We start from the raw sequence: 18,980 nt of genomic DNA on the forward strand, positions 1-18,980 counted from the left end.
CACAAATAAAAAAACGATTCAACATCATGAAGGCGGAATAATCAATGCTATTTATGTTAAGCAAGGTGATAAAGTCAAAGAAGGCGATAAATTAATAGAACTTGAAGAAACTAGAATAAAAAGCGAACATGAAAATATTCTTGGTCAGTACCGTAATTTTTTAGCAACTGAAAATCGTTTAATTGCCGAACGTGATAATTTAGAACAAATCGAATTCTCTGATTTTCTAATGCAGGATATAAATTTACCGGAAGTAGCTAAAATAATTCATACACAGGAAAATTTATTTAGATCTAGAAAAGAAGTATATAACTCAGAGAAAGATGCATTACATCAAAATATTGCTCAACTTGAGAAAAAAATTGAAGGTTTAGAAGCAAAAAAAGTTGCCGCCTCCAAGACTGCTGAAGTTTATCAAGACCGTTTAAAAGCTTTAAGAACGTTAAAAGAAAAAGGCTTTGTACAAAAAGCAGCCTTATTAGACCAAGAGGCAAAAGTTGCCGCTTCAAAAAGCGATGTTGCAACAACTGAAGCCGAAATAGCAGGAATACGCCATGCTATTACCGAAACTCAAATTAAAATTATAAATCAACAAAATAAATACACTGAACGGACTTTAACCGAGCTTCGTGAAGCTCAAGTACAAACAGCATCTCTTAAAGAAAAATATAATTCCCTGACGGATTCGCTTAATCGTGTGATAATCAGATCACCTGTTGACGGTATAGTTAATAATTTAAAATATCATACAATAGGCGGTGTTATAAGTCACGGACAACCTATTATGGAAATTTCGCCAATTAATGACCCATTAATAATAGAAGCAAAGGTATCTCAAAAAAACATTGACTCAGTACATGAGGGATTAGTTGTAAAAATACGTTTCAGTGCATTTAAATCAAGAACAACTCCAACATTTACTGGTAAAGTAGTAAGCATATCTCCCGATATAGTACAAGATGAAAGACAGCATCCGGGACAACAGCAAGATAATTATTATGTTGCAAGAGTTGAAATCGATATGGATGAATTTAACAAAGTTGCTAAAGTTAAAAATCTTGAATTACACCCCGGTATGCAAGCTGAGGTACAAATCGTAACAGGTACTAGAACACTACTTAGATATTTACTTGATCCCGTTACTGATACTGCATTTAAAGCTTTCAGAGAAAAATAGATAATTTGAAAATTTTAGGTTAGATAACTTTACGGAACCTAGATATTTTGTAACAATATTTATTAAAAATTATTAATTTTTTATTGACTTTAAACCAAAAAAGTATTACTTATTTGTAATCTAACTATATATATAAGGTTATGTTAGGCTACGAAAAAGAACAAAGAAGTTTAAATAAAGAACAAAAACAAGCTGTCGGGTTACTTTCTATAGGTACATTTCTAGAGTATTTTGACCTTATGCTTTATGTGCATATGGCGGTGCTTTTAAATAATTTATTTTTTCCGGAATATGATTCTTTCACTTTTTCGTTGCTTACTGCCTTTTCTTTCTGTTCTACCTATTTGCTAAGACCTATAGGAGCATTAATATTTGGGTATATAGGCGATCATTTTGGCCGTAAGATTGTAGTTGTTTTAACTACCCTATTAATGGCTATTACTTGTGTGATTATAGGCAGCATGCCAACATATGCACAGATAGGTATAACAGCCTCTTGGGTTCTTACTATATGTCGTATAATTCAAGGTATGTCGGCAACTGCAGAAGCACGAGGTGCAGAGCTGTATTTAACCGAAAATTCATCTCCTCCTATACAATATCCATTAGTAGCAATTATAACCGTATTTTCTGCCGTAGGCACGACGGTAGCACTAGGTATTGCATCAATTTTTACTAATCAAAATATTTATCACCATGAATCAAGTTGGCGTATAGCCTTTTTCGTTGGCGCAACTATCGCTTTTGTAGGTACTATTGCAAGGACTAGTTTAAAAGAAGCAGATGCATTTTCAAATAAAAGAAACAAATTAAAACTAAGACTTCAAGAAAATAATATTATGCTTGAAGAAATTGACAAAGATATTCTAGATCAAAAAGTTCCAAACGCCACTTCTATTTGGTATTTCTTTATCCAGTGTGCTAGACCACCGTGTTTTTATTTTGTGTATATATATTGCGGTGATATATTAAAAAGAGAATGCGGATTTACTCCGAATCAAATTATAAATCAAAATTTTTGGGTATCTATAATAGATTTACTCGGTATTATCGGTCTTGCATTTATTAGCTATAAAATTCATCCTTTAAAAATCCTAAAGGTAAAATTATATCTATTTTTTACCTCTCTCATTTTTTTTCCTATAATGTTAAATTATAACCCTATTCCTTTATATATTTTTATTTTTCAATGTTTAGCTGCATTATTCGTATTTGATCACGTACCGGCATCTCCTATATTTTATAAATATTTTCCGGTTTTTAAGAGATTTACATATACTAGTATGCTAAGTGCAATAGCAAAATTATTTACTTATATTATAACGTCATTTGGTTTAGTTTATATTACCAATTATCTAGGATATTGGGGATTATTTTTAATTTTCATTCCGGTAGGTATAACTTTCTTCATGGGAGTAACTTATTTTGAGAGAATGGAAAAGAATTGAACTTTATAATTTTATTAAAAGTAGAATTTATATTAAACTTTAAATTATTTTTATAACATTCAGCATATATAACCTCTGAAACTAAAGGTATTTCAAGTATTTCACTTAACACTAAAAAGCTTTTTAATGTCTCTTTAATTATTTTATGAGCTTTTTCAGGCGATTTTGCTTCTAAAGTTTGTAAATTATGTATTCTATCAAAAAGTTTTATAAGAGCAGTATCGTATCTTTTTTGTTTAATTAATAAAACAAGACTTTTCTCGCCACTTATTTTTCCACAAGGTTTAATTCTAGTTAGACCTTCTACATGCATTGCTACTTCTTCATCAAAAATGTTGCTAATCATTTCTTCAGTAAGTTCAGTATCTTCAATAGTGTCATGAAGTAATGCAGCTTGTAGCATTCTAAAAGTAAAGAGTTTAGGCACTTCTTTTGCTACAAATTCCGCTACCATAATTGTTACTGCGATTGGATGAGAATAATAAGGGTCACCCGATTGACGCATTTGCTCACCATGATATTTACGAGCATAATAAATACCTTTTTTAACTTCTCTAATATCGATAGGTTGTTTTACTTGGGTATTTAAAAATAAAAGCCTTTCGATTAATTTATCTGAATATTTACAGCTTTCAAAATTTTTTTCCCAATATTTTATATCTTTCATAAAATCTCCTAATTCTATATATTATTTTATTGGTTCTCTTATGATTATCTTTTATAAAGTACTAAAAACCTTATTATTTATATTAATCTCCCTTTGTTTTACTTTATTTGCTTTTCATAAAGTTCCGGGATTTTTTAATATACTTGCTATTAATAAAGTACAGTTATCGGAATTATCCATACCGTTTTCTATGTATCTAAATTTTGATAAGGTAATGCCGGCTTTAATAATTTTCTCTATCAGTGATTTATATATTAGACATCTTTCTAAACCAGCTTATAGAGAGGAATTTAAAGAAGACACGGAACGCAGCACCGCAGCGTATATAGACATACGCGAGGATGCGAGTACCGGTTCGACGTCTAAATTTACCTCTAGAAGCGAAGTTGGGAAAGATGTCTTTAGAAAAACAAGAGAGTAGCGGCACTATAAAATACACATTACTATCTTTATTACTGTGTATAATAATTATTATGGTTCTATCTTTAATAAGCGGTTACGTAAAATACCAAGCATATTACCGATATGGGCAATTAATAATTTCTTTCTTGTTTGTATGGTTGAGGAAGTATTCTTTCAAGGGTTTTTATAAAACATCACAAAAATCTTTTACCGAAACAGCAAATTTTAACTATTATTATAGCATCTTTAATATTTGGGGTCAACACAATTTTCAAGGCGGGCTAATATATATAGCTTTAAGCACTATATGCGGTTTTTTCTATGGTTATGCATATTATAAACAGGCTATGCTCTATGATAGTCCATTTTGGTCTAAATCTATGCCATTTATTGTTATTTAACGCGAGTTTCGTATTAAGATGCCTAAATTATGGTTAATGAATATGCTATAATGCTTATCCTTTCAAGGTTTGTAAGAGGTGTGACAAGTTTTACAATTTAATAGTTATAGTCAAAAAAGACAATTTACTAAAAATTTATGCAGTTTTAAGTACATTTTATAACAAAAACAATATTACTAATATCCTCGTAACCCAGTTACTATCAGCTATTCAGTTCCTCTATTAATACGAAACTCGCGTTATTTACTTATCCTGCTCTTAAAACTTTGTGAAATAAATCTAATTTTAATCTTACTACATGACAATTTTTAGAGATGTAAGGACTAAAGGATTGAATTTTGCTGATAATTCATGATGATAACGGGGAAAGAACTTGGTTTACATATGAAAGATCATTCCGCCCCTCTAGTCGAATTATTACAAAAACATATTTCGCTTAATTTATCAAGAGCAAAATGTTTAGGATTATTTATCATTTCAATGCTTAACAGCAGGACAGTAAACATGTCATTGTTATGCAATAGAATGCCGTCTGGGATTAAAGCAGCTTCATGGTATAGAAGGATGCAAAGATTTATCTCTGAAATCTCAATATCATGGAGAGTATTACCTGTTATGTTAGTCATGATGACTGGGTTTGAGCAGGAGCAAAAATGGGTATTGTGTTTAGATAGAACGAATTGGAAATTTGGTAAACGACATATAAATATTTTATATTTAGCTGTCAGTTTTCATGGTATAGCGATCCCCCTTTTTGGAATTTTCTAAGTGATAAAAAGTGTGGTAACTCTGATTATATTGAGCGTATTGATCTGATGGAGTGTTTTTTAGAAGTTTTTGACAAAAACCGCATTGAAGCATTAACCGCTGATAGAGAATTTATAGGTAAGGAATGGCTCTCTTGGCTTAGAACAAATCAAATAAGATACGTTTTTCGAGTTAGAGAAAATAGACAATATATCAGTAATGCAAGGGGAAAAATGGTTAAAATACAAGAGTTATTTCGCCCTCTAGCCATAGGATCGCATGTGAGTTTGTCACAACGTAGAATTGGTACAAAAGGTGAAATATTTAATGTAGTAGGGATCAGAAATAAGAAGAGTGAACTTGCAGTCTTAATACATAGTGATGAGATCAAAAATCCTGCTGAGATATATGCTCAAAGATGGCAAATTGAAACAATGTTCAAAGCTTTTAAATCAGCAGGATTCAACTGTGAAGCAACTCATATTACTAATGATTTACGATTAGATACATTGATGCAAATATTGTCTATTGCATTTTGCCTAGCTTATCAAACTGGAGAGATTATAGTTTTAGATAAACCAATAGTTATTAAAAAACATGGTTATAGGCAAAATAGTATATTTCGTGTTGGATTAGATACATTGGTTAATATCTTGTATAATATTTCTACTCAATTAGTACGTTGGATACAGCTGTTGTCCTTGATATTCCAATATCCAAAGATGATAAAATGAAAAATTGTCATGTAGTAAGAATTTTAATAGACAAAGTTATAGAGTTTTTTTATTTATAAATAGTAAACATAGTAACTAAGTTTTATGAACAAAGACATCCCTACGGATTTATTACCTTCAGAATATGAGCTAACAAGCTCTAGTAGTGCTGCTTTGACTCTACTTTTAATGGAAGCAACTTTATTATTCTTGATAGGTTATTGCTGCTATTGTTGTTTTGATAATGAGTGAAAAGATATGGGGTTTGAATTAATCGGTGATCACCACGAACATGATGAATAATATTTTTAAATTATTGCATGGTTCTTAATGTCATTCCTGCGAAAGGCTTGCCTACGTGGCTCGAAAATAGTCATTGCGAGGAAATTGCATAGCAATTGACGAAGCAATCTCAGGAGTTTGTTATTATTTCATGAGACTGCCACGCAGTCTACGACTGCTCGCAATGACGGGGTGGTATCCACACAGGCAATGCCCAACCTACAATTTACTCGGATCAAAGCTAAAATTAATCTCTTTCCAATGGTTAAAACGAGCAGGATCAATGTTTTCGATAGGGCTTGCCTGCCATACTGCTCTAATTGCATTATCCGCTAAAGCTTCACAAACGCTAGCCGGAATATTAGGACAGATTTTTTCTTTAACCTTTGCCTGTTCAACATTACCTGCTTTATCTAGTGTAATGCTAATAATAACTTTTACCTTATTATTACCTCTAACCCCTGCCGGTACATTACTCCAATGTCTTTCAATTTGTCTTTTTATTAAAGATGTTTCACTATCGGAAAGAAGCAGCCCATCCGTATAAACCCCTTTAGCTTCTTTTGCATTATCAGCTTTTTTTGACCTTTGATGCTTATTGGATTTTACATTATTCCCTTCCGAAGATTGTTCTAAATTCTTCAGCAAAGAATCAAGCTCATAGGTTTTAGGCTCTTTTTTCTTCACCTCTTTAGGTTTCTCAGCCGGTTTCTTTCCCTCTTTCTTTTCTTCGGGCTTCTTCTCTTCTGCTTGTTTTTTTTCCTCTTCTTTAGGTTTTTCTTCCTTTACTTCTTCTTTTTTCTCAGGCAACGCTTCTTTCGCTTCTTCAGGCTTTGGTTCTTCTATAGGTTTTTTCTCTTCTATTTTAGGCTTTTCTTCTATTGTTTTAGCCTCAGGCTCTTTTGCTTTTTCTTCTTTAGGCAAATCTTGCGGTTCTTCTTCTTTTGGCTTACTCTGCTCAGATTTTTTAGCGTCTTCGTTTTCTATGGGGGCTTCTTTTTGCTTTGTCTGAGTGATAATATTTGATTTATCGCTAACAGGTAACATTTCAAAAGTTATAGTTTGCTCTTCCGGTAATTTTTCAAAAAGTGACGGCATACTGAATAGAAAAAAATATAAAAGAAGTAAGTGCAGAACAACAGAGAAGGTAAGGAAAACCGTAAAATTATCCTTATTTTGATTACTTTTCATTATTTTTAATATTTGAAATAAGAGCTACACGAGAAAAGCCAGCAGCATGAATTTCGGCAACTATCTTTACTACCTGCCCATAAGAAACATTTCTATCGCCTCTTACAAAAATTCTAGCATCCTTTTTTTCTTTAGTGATATTTGCAAGCTTGTCGGTTAAATGCGTTCTTTCTATTGGAGTTTCAAGTAAGAAAATTTCGCCTTTATTATTGATAGTAACAACCAAAGGCTCATCCTGCCCTGAAATCGGGCTTGAATTTGTCTCTGGCAAATCCACATTTACCCCTGAAACAAGCATTGGAGAAGTAATCATAAAAATAATTAATAGCACAAGCATCACGTCAACAAGCGGCGTAACGTTAATTTCGCTAACTACCGCTCTTTTAGTTTTTCTATTACTTCCGGCAAGCTTTATAGCCATTACATTTTCTCCTGATCAATTGCCTTAGAAAGTATAGAATTTAACTCACTAATAAAATCTTCAATCTTATTATTGATAAGAGTAATACGGGAAATCAGATAATTATAAAAAATTACTGCCGGAATAGCTGCAAATAAGCCTATCGCAGTTGCAAGTAACGCCTCGGCAATTCCGGGAGCTACTACGGCAAGAGAAGTATTTTTTGAATTAGCAATCGATTGGAAGCTGTGCATAATCCCCCAAACGGTACCGAATAAACCCACGAAAGGAGCACTTGACCCGACGGTTGCCAAGAAGCTTAAATTCTTCTCAAGCTTTTCGACTTCTCTATTTTGAGCTAGATACATTGAATTTGTGATACGCTCTTTATGGTTATTTTTTAATGCATCAGAAAGCCCTTTAATACTTAAACTCTTACACTCATCCATAGCGGATACGAATATTAAAGCTAGCGGATTATTAACCGACCTCTTTATGCTTTCATATAATTGCTCCAATACTCCACCGGACCAAAACACATTTTCAAAGTTCTTCATTCTTCGCTGTACTTGTGCTAGCTTAAATATTTTATCCCAAATAATAGCCCACGACCAAATCGAGGCAATAAGAAGCATCAACATAACCGACTTACCGATAATGTCGGATGAACTTATTAAAGAAAAAATCGATAAATGATCTTGCGTAACAATTTCTAAGCTATCGCTAATATTAGTATCTGCACTCATTGAATGTATATTATTTAATTATTCTAAAATTAAATAATATATTCATATTTTACTTTTGTCATTAGGTTATGTGAAAAATTTTTAGTGATCAATTCAGTGTCATACCGTGGCTTGACCACGGTATCTAGGAAAACAATTTAAAATACTAATAACTATTAGTATTTTAAGTTAGACCCCGTGATCAAGTCACGGAGTGACAAATACTTTTTAAATTATTAATTTAATATCTCTCGACTTATCTCAATTTTTGCTGCTATTAAATTTAATCTACGGTTGTATATGAAATTAATTGAATATTTTAAAAAACTTGAATCTATAGCTTTTGGCCCATGGCTTAATAAATACAAACAATTATTTACCTTAAAGGACCTAGATATTGACATGTTTGATGTAATGATTCAAGCAAAGAATAATAAAGAACATTTTAATAAAGAGTTAGTTATATTATCTAATGACGTTATTGAAAGAGAGATAGGAGTAGATACAAAGCAATCAGAAGTTGCGGTTATTTTTTCTTCGAACCATAGAGAAAATTTATATTCTATATTTACTTGGTTAACAAACTTTCAGCTAGAACAATATTCTAGATTTATATTAAATCTTCCAAAAGATTATAAGGATTATAAAGATTATTTTTTACAAGAAGAACAACAAAGCGGATATTCAAAAATCAAAGCTTTTAACGTGAGTTTCGTATTCAAAAAGTCGCTGAATAGCTGATAGTAACTGGGTTACGGGGATCTTAATAATACTGTTTTTGTTATAAAGTGAGTACAAAATACAAATTGCTAACTAAACAACCCTCAGCTATAAGCTGAGGGGTTATAAAGTGGAATCGATTAGAAATCGATCATCATTCACAGGTTCACCTTCCTGTTCATCAATATAGCGCTGTATCATTTCATCAGTTATATTACCTGAACTGACCGCCATATAGCCCCTAGCCCACAAATGATTGCCCCAAAATTGTTTTCTTAAATGAGCAAATTCTTGCAATAAAATTCTTGAGCTACTACCTTTTAAATACTGTACTAACTTGCTAAGAGATATTTGTGATTTATATGAGATAAACATATGCACGTGATCACATGATATTTTCCCTGAAATTATATATACTTCATGTTCCATACAAATCTGCCTAGTTGCTTCACAGTTGAATCCTGCTGATTTAAAAGCTTTGAACATTGTTTCAATTTGCCATCTTTGAGCATATATCTCAGCAGGATTTTTGATCTCATCACTATGTATTAAGACTGCAAGTTCACTCTTCTTATTTCTGATCCCTACTACATTAAATATTTCACCTTTTGTACCAATTCTACGTTGTGACAAACTCACATGCGATCCTATGGCTAGAGGGCGAAATAACTCTTGTATTTTAACCATTTTTCCCCTTGCATTACTGATATATTGTCCATTTTCTCTAACTCGAAAAACGTATCTTATTTGATTTGTTCTAAGCCAAGAGAGCCATTCCTTACCTATAAATTCTCTATCAGCGGTTAATGCTTCAATGCGGTTTTTGTCAAAAACTTCTAAAAAACACTCCATCAGATCAATACGCTCAATATAATCAGAGTTACCACACTTTTTATCACTTAGAAAATTCCAAAAAGGGGGATCGCTATACCATGAAAACTGACAGCTAAATATAAAATATTTATATGTCGTTTACCAAATTTCCAATTCGTTCTATCTAAACACAATACCCATTTTTGCTCCTGCTCAAACCCAGTCATCATGACTAACATAACAGGTAATACTCTCCATGATATTGAGATTTCAGAGATAAATCTTTGCATCCTTCTATACCATGAAGCTGCTTTAATCCCAGACGGCATTCTATTGCATAACAATGACATGTTTACTGTCCTGCTGTTAAGCATTGAAATGATAAATAATCCTAAACATTTTGCTCTTGATAAATTAAGCGAAATATGTTTTTGTAATAATTCGACTAGAGGGGCGGAATGATCTTTCATATGTAAACCAAGTTCTTTCCCTGTTATCATCATGAATTATCAGCAAAATTCAATCCTTTAGTCCTTACATCTCTAAAAATTGTCATGTAGTAAGAATATTCTCAAAAAATAACCTTATAGAATCAGTAAATGTTTCAAAATTTGCATAAAATTTATTGTTACTTATAATAGAATGCATAAATTTCCACAGTCGTTCAATGGGATTCAGATTGGGACTATACGGTGGCAAAAAGACTAGCTCTATTTTACTATTTTGTAGATATTCTCTAACCTTTTTTGACCTACGATATCCCGCATTATCACATATCAGATAAATCTTACTTTTATCTTGATTATTTTCTTCCAATTTCTTTAAAAATTCAATGATATAATCGCCATTAACCTTAGGATTATCAGTTGTTACTACATTTAGACTTTTTAGATTAATTGCACCTATAATATGCTTACGTTTCCATCCACTAAAGCTTGGTAATGTTTTTACTGCATTCTTTCTAATCCAACCAAATCGAGCCCTAGTTTGATATTGTGGATGAACACTATCCATAAAATAAATACACTCATCACTTGCTAAATTATTTCTTAACAAACTATATTGAAGCTTAAATTCCTCTTGTTTATCTAAATCTATTTTTCCAGGAATTAACTTAGGTTTTTTATAACTAAAACCTAATCTGTGTAATAACTTTATTACACCAGCTAATGTATAGATTACTCCATATTGATTTTCTATATACAAACCTATATCTCTAGCATACACATAATTATTAGTTTCAAGGTGCTCTATTAATTCTTCTTCTTGATTTCTAGTAAGTTTACTACAACTACCACCATTTTCCGGCTTCAGCTTCTGATCATTATGATAATCTATTAAATGGTTCCTTATCCCTTCATCACTCAGTATTAACACTTTTGATATCTCACCAATACTATAGCCATCATCATACATAAGAACAGCTTTGATCCTCTGATCCTACCGTCTCTCTCCTGCTTATGACGACTCTTTAATTCTTGCTTTTCTATTATTGATAATTTTTTATATTCCATGATTACTTATTAGCATATTATCTCACTATAAGCAATGTTTCATTTACTAGAGGTATATTACCCTTTTGATCTGTCTAAGTTTTTTGCTGACCATGCTAAACTATTATTTAGTTCGTCCGGAATACTTAAATTAAGTCTTGCCATCTTTTGACCTATATTTAATTGATAACACATCACGACACATAATACTGAAAAAGCTATAAATACTTATCCAGCACATCCGACATGATTTTTTTAGCTATTGGAGCGGCGGCTTTACTACCCCCTCCGCCATGATCAACAAAGACGGTGACGGAATAACGAGGATCGTGATAAGGAGCAAAGCCTAAGAACAAGGCATGATTACGTCTTCCCCAAGCTATAGAATCACGGCTTAAATCATCTTTAGCATTTAGTTTACCTTGTACTTGGGAAGTACCAGTTTTACCGGCGAGCTGCCTATTTTCGCCTAAAATTCTATTATAATACGCCGTACCTCCCGCAACATTAACGGTATTATACAAGCTTTCTTGTATTATTTTGATATTTTCGGGCTTAATATTGACATTATAAAATTCCGGATCATTTTTTAATATTCTAGGAGTGTATAGCTTGCCGTTACTTGCAATAGCCGTAATAAACCTTGCAAGCTGCATTGGTGTCACCCCTAGAAATCCCTGTCCGATTGCTAGATTAAAACTATCCCCTATTGACCAAGGAAGCTTTAATTTTTTCTTTTTCCACTCTTTTGACGGTACAAACCCACTACTTTCAGGAGCTAAATCAATACCGGTTTTGAGCCGAGGCCAAATTCTCTTGCAACTTCAAGAATTTATCTGGACCTACTATTCTTGCTAATTCATACATATAAATATTACAAGAATGCTTTAAAGCAGACATCATATCTACCGTCCCGTGTCCGCTATGATTCCAACATCTAAAGCTATTAGTACCAAGAGCAGAGCTACCGTCACAAAAAACGGTTTTATTAGGATTAATGCCTACTTCAAGGGCTGCAAGTACGGTAATTATTTTAAAAACCGAACCTGGGGGATACGAGCTTTGTATTACCTTATTAATTAAAGGCTTATAAGGATCGCTCATTAAACTTTGCCAATAATTTTCCGATAATTTACTGAAATTATTTGATTCAAAACCCGGTGTGGAAGCACAAATTAGTATGTTTCCAGTTCTAGTATCCATAACTATTGCCGAAGAACCTTTAGGATTTAAATATTGCTGTATATTTTCCTGAAGAGACGCATCGATATTTAAATGCATATCTTCGCCTGATTTAGTAGGGGTTCCTGCTATTTCTCTTACCTGCTTACCGTAAGCATTTACTTCAACTTTTTTATAACCGAATTCTCCTCGTAACTTGTTATCGTAATATTTTTCAATACCGGATTTACCGATATTAAAATCACTTAAACTATGTATATTTAACTCTTGCTTCTCTTGCTCATTTATCTGACCGAGATAACCGATTAAATGAGAAGTAGTGCTTGAAAAAGGATAAAACCTTAAATATCCTATATCAATAAATATCGAAGCCAGTTTATGCTTTTGTTCTTCAATCATCGATACTTGCTGCCAATCAAGCTGATCAAGTATTATTAAAGGAGTGTGGCGACTAGATTTTTTAATTTTTTGCTTAATATAATTATATTTTTCCGGAGATAAATTTAAAATATTACTAATTATTTCTAATTCGTCCCTATAATTATTATTAATGCTCCTATCTATTACTAGCTGATAACATGGGTTATTAGTAGCTAAAATATTGCCGTCTAAATCGTAAATTATTCCTCTACTAGGAGAAAGTACAACAAAATTAATACGATTCTTATCTGATAAAGTCTTATATTCTTCACTTTTAATAAGCTGTAAATAAAACATTCTTATTCCAAGCAGTGATAAAAATCCGAGTTTACCTAATCCGATTATAAAGGCCCTTCGTGAAATTAACTCACCATGTAGTATTTTTTTATTTAGCATACTTTTTAAAGTAATTCATAGGAGAGTCAAGTATAAGACGAATTATATTATAAGAAAATATAGTTGTTAAAAATTGAAAGAAAATTATTAAATATCCGTCTGCTTCTAGCTTCTTGATTGTTACTAGTAAATATTTAAAATTCAATATAAATAAACAATAAACACAAAAAACAACAAAATTTATCAAATAGTTTTTAGCTATAAAAAATTTTGAAGAGAGTTTATATATTATATATGCCGACAAAAAAACTAACGAATTTGTACCGATAGGCATACCGCTTACTTGATCTATCAATAGACCGAGGGAAAATATGCTAAAAATATTTAAGGAATATAACGACATAAAATAATAAATAAATATAATTTCCATCGCTGGGAAAATTCTGCTTTGAATATTTATTTTATAACTCACCAACGGAAATAATATTATAAAAAAACATAATAAAGCAAACAGCAATTTCAATATTATTTGTAAGCTATTTTTATATATTTCCTGTTTTATCTTTAACATAAATAGTGTTTTGTTTGTAGTTGTTATATGGATCAGTTTTTTCGTCATTGCGAGGAACTTACAAAGTAATTGACGAAGCAATCTCAGGAGTTTGTTATTATTTCATGAGATTGCTGCGTCGCCTATGGCTCCTCTCGCAAGGCATTGTTGCGTGGACCGGTAAAACCCACTGTGTCACCTAGTTCGCTTGACCACGGGGTCCATAAAAACAATAAAAAATACTAATAATTTTAGTATTTTTAACTGGATCCCGTGGTCAAGCCACGGGATGACAGAGGTGAAATTGACACATGCAACAATACTTTCTCGCAATGACGATTTGGTATCCACCCAATAACCATATCAACCGTATACAAAATATAAACTAAAGAACCCTCAGCTATAAGCTGAGGGGTTATAAAGTGGAATCGATTAGAAATCGATCATCATTCACAGGTTCACCTTCCTGTTCATCAATATAGTGCTGTATCATTTCATCAGTTATATTACCTGAACTGACCGCCATATAGCCCCTAGCCCACAAATGATTGCCCCAAAATTGTTTTCTTAAATGAGCAAATTCTTGCAATAAAATTCTTGAGCTACTACCTTTTAAATACTGTACTAACTTGCTAAGAGATATTTGTGATTTATATGAGATAAACATATGCACGTGATCACATGATATTTTCCCTGAAATTATATATACTTCATGTTCCATACAAATCTGCCTTAGTAAATCTCTAGCCCTTTCCGCTACTTTGCCTATCAATACTCTCTTCCTATATTTTGGTATCCATATAAGATGTACTTTTAAATCATACTGACTATGACTATTCTTTCTATAACTTCTCATGTTTCTTGATATAAATTCATTGCTAAAGCAATTTCATTATATCTTCCCTTCGCCTGAAGGCGAGGGATTTCTTATCCCCGAAGGGGGACATTAATTTTCTATTTTGTACAGTTTTAAAAAATGAATATTGACTCTACAATAACTCACAACAACTAGGATTACATACTTGTGGTGGAGAAAAATGGCTGTTTTGATATAATATTATTTCTTGTTATCATAGGATCAAAAGACTTAAGCCGTGGGATTAGGTATATTAGGTTTATTTGTTATATTTTTATTTTTTGACATAAAAACCTCCTTTTTAGCTTATATACTTATCATTGTGAGGAAAATTAGGCTTTGTTGTACAGACCGTTTTATGTCATTCCCGCGAAAGCGGGGATCCAGTTAAAAAATACTAATGATTTTAGTATTTTTTATTGTTTTTTGGATACCGTGGCTTGACCACGGTATGACACCGAATGCGTTTTTCGATCCACGCAACAATGCCTGCTCGCAATGACGAAATCTATAGTTATTAAGTAATATTTTTAATTTTCCTCTTCACTTTGTTCTATCGGCTCTAAACCATATAAAGATATCATACGTTCAAACACTCTACCGGCAGTAGGGGCAGCCGTCCAGCTCGCCGTTGCAAAGCCAAAGCTTTCTTTAGTGGGCTTTGGTTCATCAAATCTAATAAAAATAACATATTGCGGGTTAGATGCAGGTAGCACTCCTAAAAACGATGAAGCTCTACTATTTTTTAGATATTTCTTTTTACCCCCTGCACCTTGTGAAAGTTTTTCTGCCGTACCGGTCTTACCACCGATAAGATAGCCTTTGACCTCTGCTCTTTTACCGTTACCTTCTTTTACTACCGATCTAAATAATTTCTTCATTTGGGTAGAGGTATTTTCACTAAAAACTTTTGTACCTATTACTTTTTCATCTTTTCTTTTTAATAAAGTAAGATCATATAAAATACCGCCGTTAACAACCGGTAACATTGCTCTAACAAAATGCAAAGGACTAATCGAAATGCCGTAGCCGTATGACATAGTAACACTAGTTAACTCATTCCATCTTTTCTCGGAAGGAAATAACGGAGTACCTCGTTCAGGTAATTCTATTTGTAACTGATCTAATAAACCTAATTTTTTTAGATATTTTTTAAAATTGCTTTTACCGATTTCAAGCATAATTTGACTTGTGCCAATATTTGAAGAATATAGAAAAATCTCAGGTACACTATGCCACCCTTGCCTTGGCGTATAATCCTTAAGCTGGAATCCTCCTACTTTCATATAGCTTATATCATAAGCATCATTCATATTTATTGCACCGGTATCAAAACCGACTGCCATAGTTAATGCCTTAAATACCGAACCCATTTCGTAAATGCCGAGACTTGCTATATTAAACAACTCTTCCGGTTTTGCTAAACTCGGATGATGAGGATCGAAATCAGGCTTATTTACTAATGCTAAAATCTCGCCGTTATTTGGATCGGCAATAATACCTACTGCTCCTATAGCCTTAAATTGCTTTAAAGTTTTATCAATCTCTTCACTTAAAATACTTTGTAATCTGATATCAATAGATAATTGAAGTGGTTCTTTCCGATTCTTTGGTTCGTTTAATTCATAATCAGAATTAGTTAAATATTTATCGTAAGCGAGTTCTAAGCCACTAAGCCCTACCGAATCTCTACCTACATAACCGACAACATGCGACAATAAATTAGAAAATGTATAAATTCGTTTCTGCTCTTCTTCAAATTCAAAACCAAGTAACCCAAGGCTAGTTATCTTTTCTTGCTGACTAGGTAATAAATCTCTTTTTACCCATATAAAGCTTTTATTTGACTTAAGTTCTGCAAGTAATTTAGCCTTATTAATATCAGGTAGAATTTCTGCTAGCTTTTTTACGGAAGTTTCAGGATCAAGTACTATTTGTGGATTAGCAAATAATGATGCTGAAGGTAGGTTAACTGCTAATAAATTACCGTTTCGATCAACTATTTCTTTTCTAAATTGATGATTTTTTTTAAAAGAATTTTGGTTTTTATCGTAAACATTTGTAGCAACGATTATTAACCGGTAAGATAAAGTACAAAAAAGAAAGAAAAGCCACAAATAACCATTAATAATCGGATTTTGTATTTTTACTACAAACATTCCAAATTATCAGACTTTTAATTGCAGGTTTCCATTTTTCCAAAATTTGTTTCATATGTTATTTATGGTGTTTTAAGTGGGTAGCGATCCCGTCATGAGAGGAGGCATTGTTGCGTGGATCAATTTTACTCTGTCATCCATGGCTTGACCACGGGATCCAGTTAAAAATACTAAAATTATTAGTATTTTTTATTGTTTTTATGGCCCCCGTGGTCAAGCCACGAGGTGACACAGTGGGTTTTACCGGTCCACGCAACAATGTCCGCTTGCAATGACGTTTAAGGCTTCGTCCTACTCGAAACAGTCTGTATATACTTATTATTCGTAATTCTTTTGTAACGCCATTTACTACTCTTTGAAATACTAATATTATGATTAAATTTAATATTTTGATCGATATTTGGCCCTAACGGATCTTTTATCATTTGATAAGATTTAACTGTTTCTAATTTTAAATAAGCTGCCGCAAGTTTTTCCAATCTAGCCGGCAAAAGTAGATAAGCTTGCTCTGCTTTTAAAATATGAATATTATTATTCTCACTATTTATCTGTTTTACAACGCTACTTAATTGATAATCAAGAGTTGAGACTCGCTCCTTTATGCTGAACAAACTACATATTGCTATAATTGTTATCAATAATGTTAAATAGTGAAACTTTCTTATACTCATAATTAATTACTCATATATCGCTTTTGCTGCTCGAAGTTTTGCCGATCTCGCTCTAATATTTAACCCTACTTCTTTATCTGACGGTGCTAGAGCTTTGTTAGTAATAATCTTAAGCCATTTATCTGGATCAATTGCCATATCGTCTTTAGCATATTTTGACCTTGCTACCGGCTTTTCCGAATTTTCTTTAAAGAAATTCTTAACTATCCTGTCTTCTAAAGAGTGAAAAGACACCACAACTAAACGTCCGTCTTTCTTTAATATATTTTTTACATTCGCTAAAAACCTCTCTAACTCCCCAAGCTCATCGTTTATATAAATCCTAATGGCTTGAAAGGTTTTAGTGGCAGGATCAATTTTGCCTTTTCTAAATCCTATACTATTTCTAACAATCTCGGCTAACTTGTCCGTGCTATCAATTCTCGCCGTTTTTCTATATTCTACGATTCTCCTAGCAATTCTTCGTGAAAAGCTCTCATCTCCGTATTTGTAAATTACGTCAGCTAGCTCTTTTTCCTCTGCCGTATTTACAAACTCCTCGGCATTAAGTCCCTGCCCACTCATACGCATATCAAGCGGTCCGTCATGCAAAAACGAAAATCCTCTATCTGCTATATCTAACTGCATTGATGAAACGCCTAAATCCAGCACTATCCCATCAAATTTTTTTTTCTTAAGTTTTGTAAAGCTATCCGCAAAATTCGTTTCTATAAAATCAAACCTCTCACCGTAATTTTGTTTAATTTCTTCGGCTCTTTTAATCACGTTCGGATCACGATCCAAAGCTGTGATATAACAGTCATAGCTTTCTAATATTGCTTTGCTATATCCTCCTGCTCCAAACGTACAATCTAAATAAGACTCACCGTCTTTTGGGCTTAAGGCCTCTAACATTTCATTTAGCATTACAGACACATGAGATTGTATCATTAATGAGCATTCCTTAGAGTTAAACGCTTTTCATGAGCAATTTTTTGAGCGGAATTTAAATATTTCTCAAAATTCTGCGGCTGCCAAATCTCAAAAATTACCCCTTTACCTACAAAACATGCTTGCTCTTCGATTCCTGCATGCTTCATTAAAGATTGCGGCAATATAACTCTTCCCTCACCATCAAAGGAAAGCTGCACTGCTTCCCCGAATATCATAGTCTCAAAGGCATCACGCTCCTCGGAATAAGGATCAAGCGTCTCTATCATCTGCCTTAATTTCTCGATATGCGAAATACCGCATGCTTCAATACAATTATTCCTAATCGACGGATAAGCAATCACACCATTAAATAATTCTTTCCCTAGTACCGCACGGTAATTCGCCGGCACCGACACCCTACTCTTTTTATCAACACCATTTACATACTTAGATAAAAATACATTCATTGGTATAATTTGGGTTAATTTGGGATTTAATGGAAAATTATAGGATATTATAGGAATATAACATAGTCAAGCGTTTTTAACAGGTAGGAGTTAAATTATTAACTTGTGTCTTTATTGTCATTGCGAACTGGCATTGTTGCATGGATCGGTTTTTCCGTCATTGCGAGGAAATTGCATAGCAATTGACGAAGCAATCTCGTGCCAAAATCCTGAGATTGCCACGCTCCTTCAGTCGCTCGCAATGACGA

18 protein-coding genes and 6 pseudogenes are annotated in these 18,980 nt (G+C 32.8%); 8 read left to right on the forward strand and 16 right to left on the reverse strand.

Annotated features, from left to right (window positions below):
• Both REIS_RS04565 and REIS_RS04570 read left to right on the forward strand, forming a co-directional pair.
• Positions 1–1,177 (forward strand): HlyD family type I secretion periplasmic adaptor subunit (locus REIS_RS04565; protein ID WP_008580099.1); only part of this gene is annotated, 1,177 nt, incomplete at its 5' end.
• Between the two features lie 140 nt (positions 1,178–1,317).
• A complete protein-coding gene (locus REIS_RS04570; RefSeq protein WP_008580100.1) occupies positions 1,318–2,625 on the forward strand; it encodes an MFS transporter in 1,308 nt (435 codons plus the stop codon).
• Here the strand turns inward: REIS_RS04570 and REIS_RS04575 are convergent.
• A complete protein-coding gene (locus REIS_RS04575; RefSeq protein WP_008580101.1) occupies positions 2,585–3,292 on the reverse strand; it encodes an HD domain-containing protein in 708 nt (235 codons plus the stop codon). The genes REIS_RS04570 and REIS_RS04575 overlap by 41 nt on opposite strands.
• 238 nt (positions 3,293–3,530) lie before the next feature.
• Between REIS_RS04575 and REIS_RS17195 the strand changes: the two are divergent.
• The 4 genes and pseudogenes from REIS_RS17195 to REIS_RS12555 all read left to right on the forward strand — a co-directional run.
• Positions 3,531–3,697, forward strand: a pseudogene (locus REIS_RS17195) (palindromic element RPE1 domain-containing protein); the annotation flags it as partial.
• Positions 3,688–4,095, forward strand: a complete 408-nt coding sequence (locus REIS_RS15660; protein ID WP_008580103.1) for a hypothetical protein — start codon at positions 3,688–3,690, stop codon at positions 4,093–4,095. The pseudogene REIS_RS17195 and the gene REIS_RS15660, both read left to right, overlap by 10 nt.
• Before the next feature lie 351 nt (positions 4,096–4,446).
• A complete protein-coding gene (locus tag REIS_RS12550; protein ID WP_008579269.1) occupies positions 4,447–4,863 on the forward strand; it encodes a hypothetical protein in 417 nt (138 codons plus the stop codon).
• A 38-nt stretch (positions 4,864–4,901) separates the two neighbouring features.
• Positions 4,902–5,576 carry a transposase gene (locus REIS_RS12555; RefSeq protein ID WP_241760926.1) on the forward strand — a complete coding sequence of 225 codons (675 nt, stop codon included), beginning with the start codon at positions 4,902–4,904 and terminating at the stop codon, positions 5,574–5,576.
• A 480-nt stretch (positions 5,577–6,056) separates the two neighbouring features.
• Here REIS_RS12555 and REIS_RS04590 read toward each other — a convergent pair whose 3' ends face one another.
• Genes REIS_RS04590 through tolQ form a run of 3 tightly spaced genes read right to left on the reverse strand, consistent with a single transcriptional unit; the run spans position 6,057 to position 8,174 of the window.
• The gene (locus tag REIS_RS04590) at positions 6,057–7,028 is read right to left on the reverse strand and encodes an energy transducer TonB (RefSeq protein WP_008580105.1); all 972 of its coding nucleotides are present in this window, start codon (positions 7,026–7,028) and stop codon (positions 6,057–6,059) included.
• Positions 7,018–7,449 (reverse strand): protein TolR, encoded by a 432-nt coding sequence (gene tolR / locus REIS_RS04595; protein WP_008580106.1) that lies wholly within the window; start codon positions 7,447–7,449, stop codon positions 7,018–7,020. Before tolR ends, REIS_RS04590 begins: the two co-directional genes overlap by 11 nt.
• Complete coding sequence (gene tolQ, locus REIS_RS04600; RefSeq protein WP_008580107.1) at positions 7,449–8,174, reverse strand: protein TolQ; 726 nt, start codon at positions 8,172–8,174, stop codon at positions 7,449–7,451. The genes tolR and tolQ overlap by 1 nt, the downstream gene beginning before the upstream one ends.
• A 279-nt stretch (positions 8,175–8,453) precedes the next feature.
• On the opposite strand from tolQ, the gene REIS_RS15665 reads away from it, so the two are divergent.
• Positions 8,454–8,894, forward strand: a complete 441-nt coding sequence (locus REIS_RS15665) for a hypothetical protein (protein WP_008580108.1) — start codon at positions 8,454–8,456, stop codon at positions 8,892–8,894.
• 102 nt (positions 8,895–8,996) lie between these two features.
• On the opposite strand, the gene tnpA (REIS_RS15670) is transcribed toward REIS_RS15665, so the two are convergent.
• From tnpA (REIS_RS15670) to REIS_RS04630, 5 genes and pseudogenes are all read right to left on the reverse strand, one after another.
• Complete coding sequence (tnpA, locus tag REIS_RS15670; protein ID WP_008580109.1) at positions 8,997–9,725, reverse strand: IS200/IS605 family transposase; 729 nt, start codon at positions 9,723–9,725, stop codon at positions 8,997–8,999.
• 47 nt (positions 9,726–9,772) lie between these two features.
• On the reverse strand, positions 9,773–10,189 hold the full coding sequence (locus tag REIS_RS04615) for a hypothetical protein (RefSeq protein WP_008579269.1): 417 nt from the start codon (positions 10,187–10,189) through the stop codon (positions 9,773–9,775).
• Between the two features lie 49 nt (positions 10,190–10,238).
• The gene (locus REIS_RS04620; RefSeq protein WP_256377139.1) at positions 10,239–11,117 is read right to left on the reverse strand and encodes an IS630 family transposase; all 879 of its coding nucleotides are present in this window, start codon (positions 11,115–11,117) and stop codon (positions 10,239–10,241) included.
• A gap of 280 nt (positions 11,118–11,397) precedes the next feature.
• Positions 11,398–13,177, reverse strand: a pseudogene (gene mrdA, locus REIS_RS04625) (penicillin-binding protein 2).
• Entirely contained in the window at positions 13,167–13,688 is a 522-nt protein-coding gene (locus REIS_RS04630; RefSeq protein WP_037213615.1) for a hypothetical protein, read from the reverse strand. The pseudogene mrdA and the gene REIS_RS04630 overlap by 11 nt, the downstream one beginning before the upstream one ends.
• 120 nt (positions 13,689–13,808) lie before the next feature.
• Between REIS_RS04630 and REIS_RS17760 the strand changes: the two are divergent.
• Positions 13,809–13,989 (forward strand): annotated as a pseudogene (locus REIS_RS17760) (tRNA(Ile)-lysidine synthetase); the annotation flags it as partial.
• Between the two features lie 93 nt (positions 13,990–14,082).
• Here the strand turns inward: REIS_RS17760 and tnpA (REIS_RS04635) are convergent.
• The 7 genes and pseudogenes from tnpA (REIS_RS04635) to mraZ all read right to left on the reverse strand — a co-directional run bounded on the left by tnpA (REIS_RS04635) (position 14,083) and on the right by mraZ (position 18,732).
• Positions 14,083–14,523, reverse strand: coding sequence for an IS200/IS605 family transposase (gene tnpA / locus REIS_RS04635; RefSeq protein ID WP_008579210.1), 441 nt, complete (start codon positions 14,521–14,523; stop codon positions 14,083–14,085).
• A 390-nt stretch (positions 14,524–14,913) separates the two neighbouring features.
• Positions 14,914–15,006: pseudogene (locus REIS_RS17205) on the reverse strand (permease); the annotation flags it as partial.
• A gap of 47 nt (positions 15,007–15,053) precedes the next feature.
• A pseudogene (locus REIS_RS04640) lies at positions 15,054–16,737 on the reverse strand (peptidoglycan D,D-transpeptidase FtsI family protein).
• A 47-nt stretch (positions 16,738–16,784) separates the two neighbouring features.
• Positions 16,785–16,950, reverse strand: a pseudogene (locus REIS_RS17765) (tRNA(Ile)-lysidine synthetase); the annotation flags it as partial.
• A gap of 10 nt (positions 16,951–16,960) precedes the next feature.
• Positions 16,961–17,353, reverse strand: a complete 393-nt coding sequence (locus REIS_RS04645) for a hypothetical protein (protein ID WP_008580117.1) — start codon at positions 17,351–17,353, stop codon at positions 16,961–16,963.
• A gap of 6 nt (positions 17,354–17,359) precedes the next feature.
• Positions 17,360–18,283 carry a 16S rRNA (cytosine(1402)-N(4))-methyltransferase RsmH gene (gene rsmH, locus REIS_RS04650; protein ID WP_008580118.1) on the reverse strand — a complete coding sequence of 308 codons (924 nt, stop codon included), beginning with the start codon at positions 18,281–18,283 and terminating at the stop codon, positions 17,360–17,362.
• Entirely contained in the window at positions 18,283–18,732 is a 450-nt protein-coding gene (gene mraZ / locus REIS_RS04655; protein WP_008580119.1) for a division/cell wall cluster transcriptional repressor MraZ, read from the reverse strand. Before mraZ ends, rsmH begins: the two co-directional genes overlap by 1 nt.
• Positions 18,733–18,980: the final 248 nt, after the last annotated feature.

Origin of the sequence: Rickettsia endosymbiont of Ixodes scapularis (assembly GCF_000160735.1) — a bacterium.
Classification (GTDB): domain Bacteria; phylum Pseudomonadota; class Alphaproteobacteria; order Rickettsiales; family Rickettsiaceae; genus Rickettsia; species Rickettsia tamurae.

What these genes read in the sequence shown, in the direction of transcription:
- tnpA (WP_008579210.1), bottom strand. Translation starts at nt 14,523, where the DNA reads ATGAGAAGTTATAGAAAGAATAGTCATAGTCAGTATGATTTAAAAGTA.
- REIS_RS04590 (WP_008580105.1), bottom strand. Translation starts at nt 7,028, where the DNA reads ATGAAAAGTAATCAAAATAAGGATAATTTTACGGTTTTCCTTACCTTC.
- mraZ (WP_008580119.1), bottom strand. Translation starts at nt 18,732, where the DNA reads ATGAATGTATTTTTATCTAAGTATGTAAATGGTGTTGATAAAAAGAGT.
- REIS_RS04615 (WP_008579269.1), bottom strand. Translation starts at nt 10,189, where the DNA reads ATGATGATAACAGGGAAAGAACTTGGTTTACATATGAAAGATCATTCC.
- REIS_RS15665 (WP_008580108.1), top strand. Translation starts at nt 8,454, where the DNA reads ATGAAATTAATTGAATATTTTAAAAAACTTGAATCTATAGCTTTTGGC.
- tolR (WP_008580106.1), bottom strand. Translation starts at nt 7,449, where the DNA reads ATGGCTATAAAGCTTGCCGGAAGTAATAGAAAAACTAAAAGAGCGGTA.
- REIS_RS04645 (WP_008580117.1), bottom strand. Translation starts at nt 17,353, where the DNA reads ATGAGTATAAGAAAGTTTCACTATTTAACATTATTGATAACAATTATA.
- tnpA (WP_008580109.1), bottom strand. Translation starts at nt 9,725, where the DNA reads ATGGAGTGTTTTTTAGAAGTTTTTGACAAAAACCGCATTGAAGCATTA.
- REIS_RS15660 (WP_008580103.1), top strand. Translation starts at nt 3,688, where the DNA reads ATGTCTTTAGAAAAACAAGAGAGTAGCGGCACTATAAAATACACATTA.
- tolQ (WP_008580107.1), bottom strand. Translation starts at nt 8,174, where the DNA reads ATGAGTGCAGATACTAATATTAGCGATAGCTTAGAAATTGTTACGCAA.
- REIS_RS04630 (WP_037213615.1), bottom strand. Translation starts at nt 13,688, where the DNA reads ATGTTAAAGATAAAACAGGAAATATATAAAAATAGCTTACAAATAATA.
- rsmH (WP_008580118.1), bottom strand. Translation starts at nt 18,283, where the DNA reads ATGATACAATCTCATGTGTCTGTAATGCTAAATGAAATGTTAGAGGCC.
- REIS_RS04570 (WP_008580100.1), top strand. Translation starts at nt 1,318, where the DNA reads ATGTTAGGCTACGAAAAAGAACAAAGAAGTTTAAATAAAGAACAAAAA.
- REIS_RS04575 (WP_008580101.1), bottom strand. Translation starts at nt 3,292, where the DNA reads ATGAAAGATATAAAATATTGGGAAAAAAATTTTGAAAGCTGTAAATAT.
- REIS_RS12550 (WP_008579269.1), top strand. Translation starts at nt 4,447, where the DNA reads ATGATGATAACGGGGAAAGAACTTGGTTTACATATGAAAGATCATTCC.